The 13,170-nt window shown below is 58.3% G+C and carries 12 protein-coding genes; 8 read left to right on the top strand and 4 right to left on the bottom strand.

Annotated features, from left to right (window positions below):
- Window positions 1-14 precede the first annotated feature (14 nt).
- From lysS to AB4P92_RS09780, 6 genes are all read left to right on the top strand, one after another.
- Entirely contained in the window at window positions 15-1,517 is a 1,503-nt protein-coding gene (gene lysS, locus AB4P92_RS09805; RefSeq protein WP_047299888.1) for a lysine--tRNA ligase, read from the top strand.
- A 105-nt stretch (window positions 1,518-1,622) separates the two neighbouring features.
- Window positions 1,623-2,336 (top strand): TetR/AcrR family transcriptional regulator, encoded by a 714-nt coding sequence (locus AB4P92_RS09800; protein ID WP_115146368.1) that lies wholly within the window; start codon window positions 1,623-1,625, stop codon window positions 2,334-2,336.
- Between the two features lie 150 nt (window positions 2,337-2,486).
- Window positions 2,487-3,041: a hypothetical protein gene (locus tag AB4P92_RS09795; RefSeq protein ID WP_200613791.1), complete on the top strand. Its 555-nt coding sequence runs from the start codon at window positions 2,487-2,489 to the stop codon at window positions 3,039-3,041.
- A gap of 33 nt (window positions 3,042-3,074) precedes the next feature.
- The gene (locus AB4P92_RS09790; RefSeq protein ID WP_042560877.1) at window positions 3,075-4,352 is read left to right on the top strand and encodes a flavohemoglobin expression-modulating QEGLA motif protein; all 1,278 of its coding nucleotides are present in this window, start codon (window positions 3,075-3,077) and stop codon (window positions 4,350-4,352) included.
- Window positions 4,353-4,454: 102 nt separating this feature from the next.
- Window positions 4,455-5,360, top strand: a complete 906-nt coding sequence (locus tag AB4P92_RS09785; protein WP_042560876.1) for an alpha/beta hydrolase — start codon at window positions 4,455-4,457, stop codon at window positions 5,358-5,360.
- Entirely contained in the window at window positions 5,357-5,686 is a 330-nt protein-coding gene (locus tag AB4P92_RS09780) for a hypothetical protein (RefSeq protein WP_042560875.1), read from the top strand. The genes AB4P92_RS09785 and AB4P92_RS09780 overlap by 4 nt, the downstream gene beginning before the upstream one ends.
- Window positions 5,687-5,745: 59 nt before the next feature.
- Here the strand turns inward: AB4P92_RS09780 and AB4P92_RS09775 are convergent, their stop codons facing one another.
- The 4 genes from AB4P92_RS09775 to AB4P92_RS09760 form a co-directional block, all read right to left on the bottom strand.
- The gene (locus AB4P92_RS09775) at window positions 5,746-7,179 is read right to left on the bottom strand and encodes a transposase (protein ID WP_395599302.1); all 1,434 of its coding nucleotides are present in this window, start codon (window positions 7,177-7,179) and stop codon (window positions 5,746-5,748) included.
- Between the two features lie 170 nt (window positions 7,180-7,349).
- Window positions 7,350-8,138: an OmpA family protein gene (locus AB4P92_RS09770; RefSeq protein WP_042560873.1), complete on the bottom strand. Its 789-nt coding sequence runs from the start codon at window positions 8,136-8,138 to the stop codon at window positions 7,350-7,352.
- Window positions 8,139-8,193: 55 nt separating this feature from the next.
- Complete coding sequence (locus AB4P92_RS09765; RefSeq protein ID WP_042560872.1) at window positions 8,194-8,598, bottom strand: DUF4398 domain-containing protein; 405 nt, start codon at window positions 8,596-8,598, stop codon at window positions 8,194-8,196.
- Between the two features lie 376 nt (window positions 8,599-8,974).
- Entirely contained in the window at window positions 8,975-9,319 is a 345-nt protein-coding gene (locus tag AB4P92_RS09760; RefSeq protein ID WP_047299892.1) for a hypothetical protein, read from the bottom strand.
- Window positions 9,320-9,531: 212 nt separating this feature from the next.
- Between AB4P92_RS09760 and ppc the strand changes: the two genes are divergently transcribed.
- On the top strand, window positions 9,532-12,162 hold the full coding sequence (gene ppc, locus AB4P92_RS09755) for a phosphoenolpyruvate carboxylase (protein ID WP_395599301.1): 2,631 nt from the start codon (window positions 9,532-9,534) through the stop codon (window positions 12,160-12,162).
- Window positions 12,163-12,463: 301 nt separating this feature from the next.
- Window positions 12,464-13,111 (top strand): adenylate kinase, encoded by a 648-nt coding sequence (gene adk, locus AB4P92_RS09750; RefSeq protein ID WP_042560800.1) that lies wholly within the window; start codon window positions 12,464-12,466, stop codon window positions 13,109-13,111.
- Window positions 13,112-13,170: the final 59 nt, after the last annotated feature.

Below are 13,170 nucleotides of genomic sequence, written 5' to 3'. Positions count from 1 at the left end.
GAATATCTAAAGACATGAGCGACCAACAACTCGATCCGCAAGCCCTGCAACAGGAAGAAAACTCCCTGATCGCCCTGCGCAAGGAAAAGCTTGCTGCCGAGCGCGCCAAGGGCAATGCCTTCCCGAACGACTTCCGCCGCGACAACTACTGCGATGCGTTGCAGAAACAGTACGCGGACAAGACCAAGGAAGAGCTGGCAGAGGCTGCAATCCCGGTCAAGGTTGCCGGTCGCATCATGCTCAACCGTGGCTCGTTCATGGTGATCCAGGACATGACCGGTCGCATTCAGGTCTACGTCAACCGCAAGACCCTGTCCGAAGAAACCCTGGCCGCGGTGAAAACCTGGGACATGGGCGACATCATTGCTGCCGAAGGCACCCTGGCCCGTTCGGGCAAAGGCGACCTGTACGTTGAAATGACCACCGTGCGTTTGCTGACCAAGTCGCTGCGCCCGCTGCCGGACAAGCACCACGGCCTGACCGACACCGAACAACGCTACCGTCAGCGCTACGTTGACCTGATCGTCAATGAAGAAGTGCGCCAGACTTTCCGCGTACGTTCGCAAGTGATTGCGCACATTCGCAGCTTCCTGATGCAGCGTGACTTCCTCGAAGTCGAAACGCCAATGCTGCAAACCATTCCCGGCGGCGCTGCGGCCAAGCCGTTCGAAACCCACCACAACGCGCTGGACATGGAAATGTTCCTGCGTATCGCGCCTGAGTTGTACCTCAAGCGTCTGGTGGTTGGCGGTTTCGAGAAGGTTTTCGAGATCAACCGCAACTTCCGTAACGAAGGCGTCTCGACCCGTCACAACCCTGAATTCACCATGTTGGAGTTCTACCAGGCTTACGCCGACTACGAAGACAACATGGACCTGACCGAAGAGTTGTTCCGTGAACTGGCGCAGCTGGTTCTGGGCAGCACCGACGTGCCTTACGGCGACAAGGTGTTCCACTTCGGCGAGCCGTTCGTGCGCCTGTCGGTGTTCGACTCGATCCTCAAGTACAACCCTGAGCTGACCGCCGATGATCTGAACGACATCGACAAGGCTCGCGCCATCGCCAAGAAGGCCGGCGCCAAGGTGCTGGGCTTCGAAGGTCTGGGCAAGCTGCAAGTGATGATTTTCGAAGAACTGGTCGAGCACAAGCTGGAGCAGCCGCACTTCATTACTCAGTACCCGTTCGAAGTGTCGCCGCTGGCGCGTCGCAATGACGACAACCCGAACGTCACCGACCGTTTCGAGCTGTTCATCGGTGGCCGTGAAATCGCCAACGCCTATTCCGAGTTGAACGATGCGGAAGATCAGGCCGAACGCTTCATGGCGCAGGTGGCCGACAAGGACGCCGGCGACGACGAAGCCATGCACTACGACGCCGACTTCGTTCGCGCGCTGGAGTACGGCATGCCGCCAACGGCCGGTGAAGGTATCGGCATCGACCGCCTGGTGATGTTGCTGACCAACTCGCCGTCGATTCGCGATGTGATCCTGTTCCCGCACATGCGACCGCAAGCGTAAACGTTTCAGTTAAAAAGCCGCCTAAAACAGGCGGCTTTTTATTGCCCGTCTGGTACAAATGTATCGTTTGGTTACTTTTCAAATAACAGAGGAATGCCTGTCGTGATGGTTGCAATCGCTCAAGAAGGTGCAGCGGGTATCGCCACTGCGGTCGCTGAAAGTGTTCAGTACCAGGGTCGCAAGGCCAGCCGACAGGGCAGTGAGCAGCGTCGTCAGGACATTCTCGACGCGGCAATGCGCATTGTCGTGCGTGATGGCGTGCGCGCCGTACGCCACCGTGCCGTGGCTGCCGAAGCGGCGGTGCCCCTCTCGGCCACCACTTATTACTTCAAGGACATCGATGACCTGCTCACCGATACCTTCGCCCAATACGTTGAACGCAGTGCCGAATACATGGCCAAGCTGTGGAACAACAACGAAGGGCTGCTACGCGATATGGTCGTCAGCGGCGACGGCAGTCCCGAGTCGCGCTCGCAACTGGCCGATAATATTGCGCGGTTGATGGCCGATTACGTGCAACGACAGCTACTCAACCGTCGCGAGCATTTGATGGCCGAGCAGGCATTCCGTCAGGAAGCGCTGCTCAACCCGCGCCTGGCGATTCTGGTGCGCTCACATCAGCAGATTTTGCTGCAGGGCACCTGCCAGTTGTTTCAGGTATTGGGCTCGCGTGAACCGCAGCAAGATGCCAAGGTGTTGACGGCGATTATCGGACGGATGGAATATCAGGGCCTGCTCAACGACGCCGAGCCTTTGGCCGAGGAAGAGATGCTGGGCATTCTGACGCGGTATATGCATTTGGTGCTGGCTTCGGTGTAACGCAATGTGGTTCGTCTGACGCCGATCCCAATGTAGGAGCTGCCGAAGGCTGCGATCTTTTGATCTTGCTTTTTGAGATCAGGATCAAAAGATCGCAGCCTTCGGCAGCTCCTACAGGGGTAGGTGATTCAGGTTCATAGGGAGTGTCGAATGAAAGCCTGGCGTGGCGTGCTGATCGCCTTGTCGTTCCTGCTGCTCAGTGGCTGTCTGGTGACGTTCAAGTCGCCTTTGTCCACCAGTGATCCGGCGCCCCAAGGCCTGCTCGGCAAGTGGACGAGCGTCAATGCCTGGGGCGAGCCGATGAACCTTGAGCTGACCCGTCTGGGTAACGACCGCTATCAGGCCGTCACCTATTTCAAAGCCAAACCCCGCGAGCGCGAAGCCTATCCGTTCACTGTCTCGCATCGTGGCAATCGCTGGTACCTGTCGGCGAAAGTGCCGGCGCAGTTCGGTGGCCACTACACCATCGCCGGTTTCGAACTTACCGACAAACATGAACTGGTGGTGTACAACCTCGATCTCGAGCAGATCAATCAGGCAATCCAGCACAAAGCCCTTGACGGTCAGGCCTTCCAGACCGATGACGGCGATGGCGTTCTGGTCGACAGCAACCTCGACAAAGTCTTCGCTTACCTCGACGATCCGGCCAATTCCGATGTCTTTGTCGAAGCGGCGCGCTATCAGCGCAGGGCCGGCGCCAAATAATTCAGTAAGTCACGTTTTTTACAGGAGTTTCGGGTGGACGATTACCAGCAGTCGATACGCATATTGTCCGATCGCATTGTGCTGGCGCAGACGCCGATCCGTGTTCTTGACGCGGTCAAGTGGGACGAAAGCATCCGCAAGGGGTTTCTCAAGGCCAAGGGCAAGGAAATGCCGGCGGTGGATCGCGACTACTACCTGAACCGGCCGCTGGCGTTCGATTCGAGCAAGGTCAAACTGGAATTCCAGAACATCGAGCGCGACATCACTCGCCAGCTCGGCCAGTTCAACCCGGTCGGGCAGATCATGCGGCGCATGTGCAAGGAATACCGCATGGTGGTGCGTATGCTCGAAGCGCGCGGCACCGAAGATTTCGGTCTGATCTCCCAAGAGTTGTACGGTGCTGCATCCGACGCATTCCACGCCGGTGACCCGACCTTGGCCGACCTCGGCCTGATGATGTCCGACTATCTGAACAACATCGATGGCCGTGGCGACCTGAAGGACGAGCCAAAAACCCTCACCGCCAAGGACGCCGTGCACCTGCTGCAAACCCGTCTGAACAAAGTGTTCGGCGAGGCCGAGGAAACCATTCGCGTGTTCGAGTCCGACGGTATCGTTGCCGACGCGGCGGCGGGCGCCGACTACATCAAGATCCGCACCGACGCGATGTTCAACGATCGCGACGTGCGCGCACTCGAAGTTCACGAGGGGCTGGTGCACGTCGGTACTACGCTCAATGGTTTGAACCAGCCGATCTGCACCTTTCTTTCCAAGGGCCCGCCGTCGTCAACGGTGACTCAGGAAGGCCTGGCGATCCTGATGGAAATCATCACCTTCGCTTCCTACCCGAGCCGTCTGCGCAAACTGACCAACCGTACTCGCGCCATTCACATGGTCGAGGAGGGGGCGGACTTCTTGCAGGTGTTCGAGTTCTTCCGTGAGCAGGGCTTTGAAATGGCGGAAAGCTATGGCAACGCCAGTCGGGTTTTCCGTGGCTCGACGCCGACGGGTCTGCCATTCACCAAAGACTTGTCCTACCTCAAGGGCTTCATCATGGTTTACAACTACATTCAGTTGGCCGTGCGCAAGGGCAAGCTTGAGCAGATTCCCCTGTTGTTCTGCGGCAAGACCACCCTGGAAGACATGCGCACCTTGCGCCAATTGGTGGATGAGGGGCTGGTGGTGGCGCCGAAATATCTGCCGGACCAGTTCCGTGATTTGAATGCTTTGTCGGCGTGGATGTGCTTCTCCAACTTCCTTAATCATTTGAGTCTGGATCGGATCGAGGCAGATTACTCAAACATCCTTTAGACCTGACGCAAATCCTGAGGGAGCTGGCAAGCCAGCTCCCTCAGGGTTGTTTATTGCCACCATTATTGTGTTCCAACCCGAACATTCGCGAGGTTTCACCGGATGAGAATCCTCGGCATCTTCTGCCTGCTCCTGACCCTTGGTGGTTGCAGCTCACTGTTGTTCTATCCCGAGCCGGGCCAAATCTTCACCCCGGAAAAAGCCAGGCTCGAATACCGCACCGTCACCCTGACCACCGCCGACGGCCTCAAGCTGAACGCGTGGTGGCTGCCGGCCAAACCGGGTGTCGAGGTCAAAGGTACGGTTCTGCACCTGCATGGCAACGGTGGGAATCTGCCGATGCATTTGGGCGGGAGCTGGTGGTTGCCGAAAAATGGCTATCAAGTGTTGCTGGTGGACTATCGCGGCTATGGCTTGTCCGAGGGTGAACCCAGCTTGCCGGCGATTTATCAGGACATCGATGCGGCCTTCGCCTGGCTGGACAAGGCACCCGAAATCAAAGGCAAGCCGCTGATTCTCCTCGGGCAAAGCCTCGGCGGCTCTATGGCCGTGCATTGGCTGGTGCAGCATCCCGAGCGGCAGAAGCAACTCAAGGCCCTGGTGCTCGACGGTGTGCCCGCCAGTTATCGCAGCGTTGGCCAATATGCCCTCAGCACTTCGTGGCTGACCTGGCCGTTTCAGGTGCCGCTGTCGTGGCTGGTGCCGGATGGCGACAGCGCAATCAATTCAATGCCGCAACTCAACGGCGTGCCGAAACTGATCTTCCACAGCATTGATGATCCGCTGGTGCCTCTATCCAATGGCATCCGTCTGTATCAAGCTGCGCCGCCTCCGCGCGTATTGCAGTTGACGCGCGGCGGTCATGTGCAGACCTTTGGCGACCCGGTCTGGCGTCAGGTGATGCTGCGCTATCTTGATGACCCCGAGCACTTCAACGGCCTGCGCCGTCTCGGCGAAATCCCCAATTACCCGCAACCCCCGAATTCTGAAGATGAGAGTCCGCAATGAGTGAAGAACGTAACGCCATCCCGCTGATCATCACGGGTATCTGCAGCATCCTCGGCACCGTTGGCGCCCTGTGGTACTACGGCTACCTGCACTTCGCCAAGCCTGAAGATGCCTTGTTGCTCAGCGACTTCACCATGCTCAAGACCGTGCCGGGCGAAGACTACAAAGTATCGCTGGAGCCGGCGGCGCAGGTGGCCCAGTGCATCGATGGTGTGTTGGTAATGTTCGATACTGAACAGAAAGGGCTGAGCGGCGTGTTGATCAACAGCAAGAAGAGGGCCGTGCGCTGCATGGGCGAAGAAACTCCGCAGAAGCTGCAACCGTAAGCGAAGCGGTGAGTTGTACTCCCCTTTTTCATGTGTGAAATCGGGGAGTAGCCGATGTTTCAGGGCGCAATCACGAAGCTGCGATCGCTAATGGGGGACCCGCTGATACCCATCTGTTGGCTTACCCATACTACGTGGCTGCCAGCCTGGAGATTTTCCAAGGTCGTGCTCCAGTTACCTTTAGCGTCGGCGACAACGGAGAAGTTCCTCACATACCAGCCTCCCAATGCCCTGTACGCCCCTCCGATACTAGCCCCGGGTCTGGCAGTACCAGAAACTACGGCAGGATTTTGAATTGCTGGCGCTCCCTGCGCAGGTGAAGTAATAACGGGGGCAGCTAACTCTGGCCACGCGCAACTCCCAGCCTCTCGATTTACCCCAATCGCAACGGTGGCTCCATCCAAGTTGGCACTGCATACCTCGATAGTTATTCCGGCGGGTTCATCCCTCAACATCTTCCCGGGTAGTAAAGACGGATCTGCTGTCGTCGCCGTCTCCGGAGTGCCGTCGAGTTGGGTATTCACGAGTGAGCCTGTCATCGTTGTGTATCTCACCCAGACACCATTCACTTTATTATCACCGGGTGGGAAGTTATCGAACCGGGTCGGCTTACGATATTCCAGCGCAAGTTGAGCGGGCTGCAGGCCCTTACGATTGATCAAATAGAGTTGCGGCCCCTCTGCGCCAAGCACGCCCAGACGATAAAGCCCGGTACGGTTGACAACGGCAGCTTGCGAGTCATCCAGCCAGCCCGAGTACCAGCGATTATTCGCAGGATAAAGTGTTCCCCCGCCCGAGACCGAATCGCCCAGGTCACCGTATAGGATGGTCTGACATCCTGTTGGCGCGAGCACGGCATCACCGTTTTTCTTGCATCGCTTGTATGTGAAACCATGGTGATATCCGAGGTTGTGCCCGAACTCATGTTTGAATACATGGGGGCCGCCTGCCTGGCCGTACACCCCCATAGTATTTCCGGGTACCCAGGCGGACGCGCTTCCTCCGCAATCAATAATGTTTATGAAATAGTCGAAATTGTTCCGATCTATTCCCAATGCGGATGCCGCTTTAACTGCCTCGGAGTGGGCCAGATTTAAAGGCAAGGGGGAACCCCTCTTACATAGCTCGGGACGGCGACCTGATGTGAACTCCACTACTTGGCCGCTAAGGTCCAGCTTGCCCCCTGAAGCTGCGTAGAGGTAAGAACGCAGCGAGTCAGGATCGTTGGATAGCGTGAATTTTTCATTCAGATCTTTTCTTACTCCGTCACCGTCCTGCCAGTGGACGACGGTTACCAACATTTTTTTATTACCTACTATGGGGCGTTGGTTAACGCCCGGCGTTGGCAAGGGAATGTCATTAGGTATGGCGTCCCTGTCGCCATATTCAAAACTGCTTCCCGGCCTGGAATCAGAAGGCGATTCATTTAACTGAGTGCAACCTGATAAGACTATCGCCGCCAACAGCGATGAAAGAGCTACGCGCACTTGCATGGTTATGTCCCTTGATACCCATGAGTCGGGTGTAGCCTTACTAGTATCTGATTCGTTTCAAACCGCCTACTGTCATATCTGACAGGTCCAGACGAGCAGTCGTACTGGGCGCACAAACAAAAGCCCCGCCTGACTGAGTCAGGCGGGGCTTTTGCGTTGCAGCGTGAAGCTTAGTTCGAGCTGACAGCCGAACGTGGCATCACTGGCTGGTTGTCGTTGGAAATGGTCACTTCCACGCGACGGTTCATCGCACGGCCGGAAACACTGCCGTTCTCGGCAACCGGATATTCCTTGCCGTAGCCCTGAGCGACGATGCGCGCTGGATCAACGCCCATTTTCACCAGTGCAGTGCGCACGGAGTTGGCGCGACGCTCCGACAGGGTCTGGTTGTAGCTGGCGGCGCCAGTGCTGTCGGTGTAACCCTCGACGATCACTTTGCGATCAGGGTTTTCCTGAAGGAACTGGGCCAGTTTGTTGATGTTCACCAGACCGCTGGACTTCAGGTCAGCCTTGTTGGTGGCGAACAGTACGTCACCGAAAGTCACCAGCGTACCGCGATCGGTCTGCTTGGCGTTGAGGCTGTCCTGCAGCTGTTTGATCTGTTGATCGCGAGCATCCAGACGCGCCTGAGCACGTTGGGCAGCGGCGTTCTTCAGATTGTTTTCAGCGGTACGCAGGGCGATGGTCTGCTTGGCCACTTCCACGCGCTGGTTGGTCAGGTAAGCCAGTTGATCGACCTTGGCCGCGTCTTGCTTGTCCAGGTAGGCCTTGTCGGCCTTGTCCAGGTACTCACTGGCGTCTTTGGTTTCCAGCGCCGCTACTTTGCTCGCCTGCGGGTTGGCTTGCAGGCCGGCGTAGTTGGTGCGAGCGTTTTCCAGGTTCGGATTAGGCGGGGTGGAGCAGGCAGCCAAGGCAACGCTTGCGGCCAGAAGAGCGGGAATCATCAGTTGCTTACGCATAATTTGTCGTCCTTTCTATCGGTAAGAGTTTCAGCTTTGCGGTCGGGATGCGCGCTTACTTCACGGTGCGCTGACTTTCCTGACGCAGTTCCTGAACACCTTTCTGGGAATCCTTCACAGCCAGTTCAGCCTTGGCCGCCTGAGCTTTGCGTTCTGCTACGCGGGCGTCCCACTCAGCTTGCTCGGACAGCGTGCGAGCTTCTTCGTACTTCTTGTCGTGCATGGCGATTTCGGCTTGCTTGAGTTTGTCCTGCGCCTGCTTCATTTCAACGGCAGCGAACTCGGTACCACCGGCGCTGACGGCGCTGTTGACCGCAGATTGGGTCACAGCGTACTGCTCGGTCGGTGGATTACCGGCGCAACCGGCCAGTACGAAGCTGGTGCCGATTGCCAGGGCGGCCAGTTTCAGACCGCGCAGGTGGGTAAACGAGGTTTGGTTTTTCATGGTCTTCAACTCCATTAGGCATCTCCTGAATACATCTGAATCCATCCTGGTCGAGGAGCCTTAAGCGTCTTGCAACAGCGCGTTTTTGAAACGCTCGTTCCAGGAGTGGTTACAGGGTCCGACCGGCGGCGGTTTTCAAAAGTTCAGAAAAGATGGCCTATCGCCAAAAAAAGTTTTGACCGAATGGACAAGGCTCTAGGGCGGGAACTTTGGCGAGGTGGAGTGGTACGCGCGGCGTAAGAAATGAACGAAAGCGACGCTGTATTGAAGGACAAATATGTTCCCCGTGGGAGCTGGCTTGCCAGCGATGAGGTCATCAGATTCAGTATGTCAGGGACTGAACTGACGCCATCGCTGGCAAGCCAGCGCCCACAGGTTTTGTGTTGTTCCGTCAGTGTTTCTGCTTGTTTTCAGCCGATGACAAATCCTGTAAATGCCGCCGCGACAGCGCCAGGAAGCGAGGCGTTGGCCCGACGTCTTCATACAACGGATCACCTTCCTCATCCGTCGCAACCACAGTCGAGCCTTTCACATACGGCAGGCTCGCTTCGAACTCTTCAAGGGCTGCACCGATCAGTTCGCCGAGGAGTTCTTCAGGGTGGCGTTTGGGGTACATCTCGGCAATCGCTGCCAGACGCGCAGCGGCCTCGACGTCCAGATGAATCGTGTAGCCAGTGTCGGTCAGGCGACCCTTGGCGTTTTCTTCCCAATGCTGGGCGAGTTCACGGATTTTCATGATGACCTCATGTCGCACCTGCTGTAGCAGGCTTGGGTGAGTGTCCGGCGGGGCCGGCGGCAAGCCTTTATGCGGCTTACTGTTGAGACTAGCTTTCGGCCACAAGGTTTAAAGTCCCTTCGTCGCCTGCTTGTAAGAAGCGCTGTAGAGCGGCACTCTCTCAGTCATGCACTCGTTTCTAGGCCGCCCGGATTACCGCTGGAGAACTGCTGATGACCGATATTGATGCACGCTTGCGCGAGGATGTTCACCTGCTCGGAGAGCTGTTGGGCAATACCATTCGAGACCAGTACGGCGAGGAATTTCTCGACAAGATCGAGCAGATTCGCAAGGGCGCCAAGGCCGACCGCCGCGGCTCGATGGATGCAGAACTGAGCGCCAGCCTCAATCAATTGAGCGAAGACGAATTGCTCCCGGTGGCGCGGGCGTTCAACCAGTTTCTCAATCTGGCAAACATCGCCGAACAGTATCAGTTGATCCATCGTCGCGAAGAGTCGCAGCCCGCGCCGTTCGAATCCCGTGTATTGCCGCAGTTGCTCGCTCGTTTGCGCACCGAAGGCCACAGCGCCGAATCCCTCGCCCGTCAACTTGGGCGACTGGAAATCGAACTGGTGCTGACCGCTCACCCGACCGAAGTGGCGCGGCGCACGCTGATCCAGAAGTACGACGCCATCGCCGCGCAACTCGCCGCACAGGATCATCGCGACCTGACCAGCGCCGAACGCGAGCAGATTCACAACACCCTGCAGCGGCTGATCGCCGAAGCCTGGCACACCGAAGAAATCCGCCGCACCCGCCCGACGCCGGTGGATGAGGCCAAGTGGGGTTTTGCGGTCATCGAGCACTCGCTGTGGCAAGCGATTCCCAACCATATGCGCAAGGCCGATCAGGCATTGCATGCCGCGACAGGCCTGCGTTTGCCGCTGGAGGCTGCGCCGATTCGCTTTGCCTCGTGGATGGGCGGCGACCGTGACGGCAACCCGAATGTCACCGCTGCGGTGACCCGTGAAGTGTTGCTGCTGGCGCGCTGGATGGCCGCTGACTTGTACTTGCGCGATATCGATCATCTGGCTGCCGAGTTGTCGATGCAGCAGGCCAGCGACGCACTCAAGGCCCAGGCGGGTGACAGCGCCGAACCCTATCGGGCGGTACTCAAGCAATTGCGCGAACGCCTGCGCTCCACGCGCAACTGGGCCCATGCAGCGCTGACCGCACCGACGCCGGCGCCAGCGGATGTGCTGCAAAACAATCGTGACCTGCTTGATCCGCTGGAGCTGTGTTTCAACTCGTTGCATGAATGCGGCATGGGCGTGATCGCCGACGGCCCATTGCTTGACTGTCTGCGCCGGGCGGTGACGTTCGGCCTGTTCCTGGTGCGCCTCGACGTGCGTCAGGACTCGACACGGCACAGTTCGGCAATGACTGAAATCACCGATTACCTGGGCCTTGGTCGCTACGAGGATTGGGACGAAGAGCAACGCATTACCTTCCTGACCCACGAACTGAGCAATCGTCGACCGTTGCTGCCAACGCATTTCAAGCCGTCCGCCGACACCGCCGAAGTACTCAACACCTGCAAGGAGATCGCCGCCGCGCCCGGCGCTTCGCTGGGCTCCTACGTGATCTCGATGGCGGGCGCTGCCTCCGACGTACTTGCCGTACAGTTGCTGCTGAAAGAATCCGGCGTGCTGCGGCCGATGCGTGTGGTGCCATTGTTTGAAACCCTCGCCGACCTCGACAACGCAGGCCCGGTGATGGAGCGTCTGTTGCTGCTGCCGGGGTACCGCGCACGCTTGCAAGGTCCTCAGGAAGTGATGATCGGTTACTCCGATTCCGCCAAAGATGCGGGCACCACCGCAGCGGCGTGGGCGCAATATCGCGCCCAGGAACGGCTGGTGGAAATCTGCCGTGAGCAGCAAGTCGAACTGCTGTTGTTCCATGGTCGGGGCGGCACTGTCGGCCGTGGCGGTGGTCCGGCACACGCGGCGATTCTGTCGCAGCCGCCGGGATCGGTAGCGGGGCGGTTCCGCACCACCGAGCAGGGAGAAATGATTCGTTTCAAATTCGGCCTGCCGGACATCGCCGAGCAAAACCTCAATCTGTACCTGGCGGCGGTGCTCGAAGCGACGCTGTTGCCACCGCCGCCGCCAACACCGGAATGGCGCCACTTGATGGACGAATTGGCCGCTGATGGTGTCAGCGCCTATCGCCAGGTCGTGCGGGAAAATCCGCAATTCGTCGAGTATTTCCGCCAGTCCACTCCGGAGCAGGAACTGGGGCGCTTGCCATTGGGCAGTCGTCCGGCCAAGCGCCGCGCGGGTGGCATCGAAAGTCTGCGGGCGATCCCGTGGATCTTCGGCTGGACACAAACACGGCTGATGCTGCCCGCCTGGCTCGGCTGGGAGTCGGCGCTGAGCAAAGCGCTGGAGCGTGGCGAAGGCGAATTGCTCGGGCAGATGCGCGAACAATGGCCGTTCTTTCGTACGCGCATCGACATGCTGGAAATGGTTCTGGCCAAGGCTGACGCCGATATTGCGCTGTCCTACGACCAGCGCCTGGTCGAGCCGGACCTGCTGCCGTTGGGCGCGCAGTTACGCGACCTATTGTCGCAGGCGTGCGCAGTCGTGCTAGGGCTGACCGGGCAGTCGCAGCTGCTGGCGCATAGTCCGGACACCCTGGAATTCATCCGCCTGCGCAATACCTACCTCGACCCGCTTCATCTATTGCAGGCCGAATTGCTCGCCCGTTCGCGACAGCAGAATGTCGAGCAGGGCAGCCCTGTGGAGCAGGCGTTGCTGGTGTCTGTGGCGGGGATTGCCGCCGGTTTGCGTAATACCGGCTAAGGTTTTTTCGGCGGGGCAGGGCACCCGGTGCATGCGTCGGGTGCTGCTGAATATTTTCAGCAAATGTTTCGCCAAGCGACAGTTAATGATGGGGTTGCGACTTGGGTCACCGCGTCCCAAAGTCGCGGCGGGCGTCGGTTTCTCCGACTTTTGGCGTCTTGTGTGGGCGCAGCCTGCTGTGTATCTTGATCAGCCTTTGGCCGTTTGTGCGGCCACGACCCGTATTTTTCAGGATTCGTCCCAAGAGGCGAGGCCTTTGTTTTGTAAAAGCTTTTTATAAAAAAATTGAGGAGCACATCTAATGCGCGTCATTCTGCTGGGAGCTCCCGGGGCCGGTAAAGGTACTCAGGCTAAGTTCATCACCGAGAAATTCGGCATTCCACAAATTTCCACTGGCGACATGCTGCGTGCAGCGGTCAAGGCCGGTACTCCGCTGGGCGTTCAAGCCAAGAGCATCATGGATGCCGGCGGCCTGGTGTCGGATGACCTGATCATCGCACTGGTTCAAGACCGCATCGCTCAACCTGATTGCGCCAACGGTTTCCTGTTCGACGGCTTCCCGCGCACCATTCCGCAGGCTGAAGCATTGGTGACCGCCGGTGTCGAACTGGACGCCGTGGTTGAAATCGCCGTTGAAGACGAAGAGATCGTTCAACGCATCGCCGGTCGTCGCGTTCACGAGGCCAGCGGCCGCGTTTACCACATCGTCTATAACCCGCCAAAAGTTGCCGGCAAAGACGACATCACCGGTGACGAGCTGGTACAGCGCAAGGACGACACCGAAGAAACCGTGCGTCATCGCCTGTCGGTCTACCATTCGCAGACCAAGCCACTGGTGGACTTCTATCAGAAGCTGTCCGCTGCCAACGGCAAGCCAAAGTACAGCCACATCCCGGGCGTTGGTTCGGTAGAAGCCATCACCGCCAAGGTGCTTGAAGCGCTGAGCTGAAAAGTCTGAGTGGCGGCATCATCCACGGCCCGCTTGCGGGCCGTAGTTGTTTATACTGA

The sequence above is a fragment of the Pseudomonas sp. A0308 genome (genome assembly GCF_044218815.1).
In the GTDB taxonomy this organism is placed as follows: Bacteria; Pseudomonadota; Gammaproteobacteria; order Pseudomonadales; family Pseudomonadaceae; genus Aquipseudomonas; species Aquipseudomonas iridis.
Note: the sequence above shows the minus strand (reverse complement) of the source record. Positions and strands in the feature narration are given on the sequence as shown.

Coding starts and splice junctions, on each gene's coding strand:
- AB4P92_RS09760 (WP_047299892.1), bottom strand. CDS start 9,319: ATGAAAATCCGTGAACTCGCCCAGCATTGGGAAGAAAACGCCAAGGGT.
- AB4P92_RS09795 (WP_200613791.1), top strand. CDS start 2,487: ATGAAAGCCTGGCGTGGCGTGCTGATCGCCTTGTCGTTCCTGCTGCTC.
- adk (WP_042560800.1), top strand. CDS start 12,464: ATGCGCGTCATTCTGCTGGGAGCTCCCGGGGCCGGTAAAGGTACTCAG.
- AB4P92_RS09785 (WP_042560876.1), top strand. CDS start 4,455: ATGAGAATCCTCGGCATCTTCTGCCTGCTCCTGACCCTTGGTGGTTGC.
- AB4P92_RS09780 (WP_042560875.1), top strand. CDS start 5,357: ATGAGTGAAGAACGTAACGCCATCCCGCTGATCATCACGGGTATCTGC.
- ppc (WP_395599301.1), top strand. CDS start 9,532: ATGACCGATATTGATGCACGCTTGCGCGAGGATGTTCACCTGCTCGGA.
- lysS (WP_047299888.1), top strand. CDS start 15: ATGAGCGACCAACAACTCGATCCGCAAGCCCTGCAACAGGAAGAAAAC.
- AB4P92_RS09765 (WP_042560872.1), bottom strand. CDS start 8,598: ATGGAGTTGAAGACCATGAAAAACCAAACCTCGTTTACCCACCTGCGC.
- AB4P92_RS09800 (WP_115146368.1), top strand. CDS start 1,623: ATGGTTGCAATCGCTCAAGAAGGTGCAGCGGGTATCGCCACTGCGGTC.
- AB4P92_RS09770 (WP_042560873.1), bottom strand. CDS start 8,138: ATGCGTAAGCAACTGATGATTCCCGCTCTTCTGGCCGCAAGCGTTGCC.
- AB4P92_RS09775 (WP_395599302.1), bottom strand. CDS start 7,179: ATGCAAGTGCGCGTAGCTCTTTCATCGCTGTTGGCGGCGATAGTCTTA.